Origin of the sequence: Nostoc sp. 106C, from assembly GCF_002154725.1 — a bacterium.
GTDB lineage: Bacteria > Cyanobacteriota > Cyanobacteriia > Cyanobacteriales > Nostocaceae > Aulosira.
The window spans coordinates 1-1486 of record NZ_MTAW01000205.1 but is presented as its reverse complement, the minus strand read 5'-3'; the positions used below and the strand labels follow the sequence as shown (position 1 = coordinate 1486).

The window sequence follows — 1486 nt, the reverse complement described above, 5'->3', positions numbered from 1 at the left end:
AAAACCTTCATGATACGTCGTGTCACAAATGGGCATGAAAAAAGAGTAACTTTTAGGGAAAGTACTTTTTATGAGACAATATCAGGTTGTATTTGAACAGGTGGTAAGCCGTGGTTGCGGCCTGGACGTTCACAAAGATAATGTGGTAGCCACCATCAGAGGGGACGGCCTGTCAGAGGAGACTCGTACGTTTTCTACTTTTACTTCCGGCCTGCTCCTGTTAGTCGAATGGTTAAAGTGTTGTGGTGTGACTCATGTAGCCATGGAAAGCACAGGTGTGTACTGGAAACCTGTGTTCAATGTCATAGAGTCTCATTTTGAGTTGTTGCTGGTCAATGCCCGGCATATCAAGAATGTTCCCGGACATAAGACGGATTGTAAGGATAGTGCATGGATAGCCAAATTGTTAGTAAGCGGTTTGCTTAAAGGCAGCTTCATTCCGCCACAACATACCAGGGAGCTACGGGACCTTTATCGATACAGGCGTAAACTCATTGGTCAGCGAACAGCCGAATACAACCGTCTGCAAAAAGTGCTGGAAGATGCCAATATAAAAATAGGTTCTGTAATGAGTGATGTTTTTGGTGTAAGCGGGTGTGCGATGATTGATGCCATCATTAACGGCCAGACAGACCCGGCAGTGTTGGCGGCGCTGGCAAAAGGAAGCCTGAAAAAGAAAAGTCAACAACTCACAGAGGCATTGCAGGGCCATATTACAGAACATCACCGCTTTATGCTGCGGCTTTCTAAAAACGTTATTGATAACTTCAATACACTTATGGCTGAAGTCAGTCTTCGAATAGACAGGTACCTGGCTGATTATGAAAAAGAGATGAGTCTGCTACAAACTATACCTGGTGTTCAATTACAAACAGCAACAGCCATTGTTGCTGAAATAGGTACCAATATGGAGGTTTTTCCTGACCAGCATCACCTGGCTTCCTGGTGTGGTATATGTCCAGGTAACAATGAAAGTGCAGGAAAGAAAAAAAGTGAACGTATTACCCATGGAAATAAAAGCCTTAAAACTGCTTTGACAGAAGCTGCCTGGGCAGCATCGCATGCAAAAGATGGCTATTTTAAAAGAAAGTATTATTCATTAGCTGCACGCAGAGGAAACAAAAGAGCGCTTATTGCCATTGCTCATAAAATACTCACCGCAGCTTACTTTATACTAAAAAACAAAGTAGCTTACCAGCAACCCGATAATACTGCATGGGTAGAGAAAAGAAAACAGGCGCAGATAAGGATGCACCTTAAGCGCCTGCACGAGCTTGGAATCAACGTTCCATCTCAATAATAATATAACAAAAATACAAAGTCGGGCTTTTATTGGTGCCTGTAAGCCTGTAAATAAAACTGACTAAGACACAAAGTACAAATGGTTGTTGCCCTGAGCACGAAGAAAAAATTTTTAACTCTTTTGTGTCTTTTATCTTATCCTGTTAACCCGGTTAACTATGCTGTGTTTTTCAGAAAAAAAAGC

General features: G+C 42.3%; 1 pseudogene. It reads left to right on the top strand.

The features are described from left to right. Positions 1–70: 70 nt before the first annotated feature. A pseudogene (locus BV375_RS30860) lies at positions 71–1204 on the top strand (IS110 family transposase); the annotation flags it as partial. Positions 1205–1486: the final 282 nt, after the last annotated feature.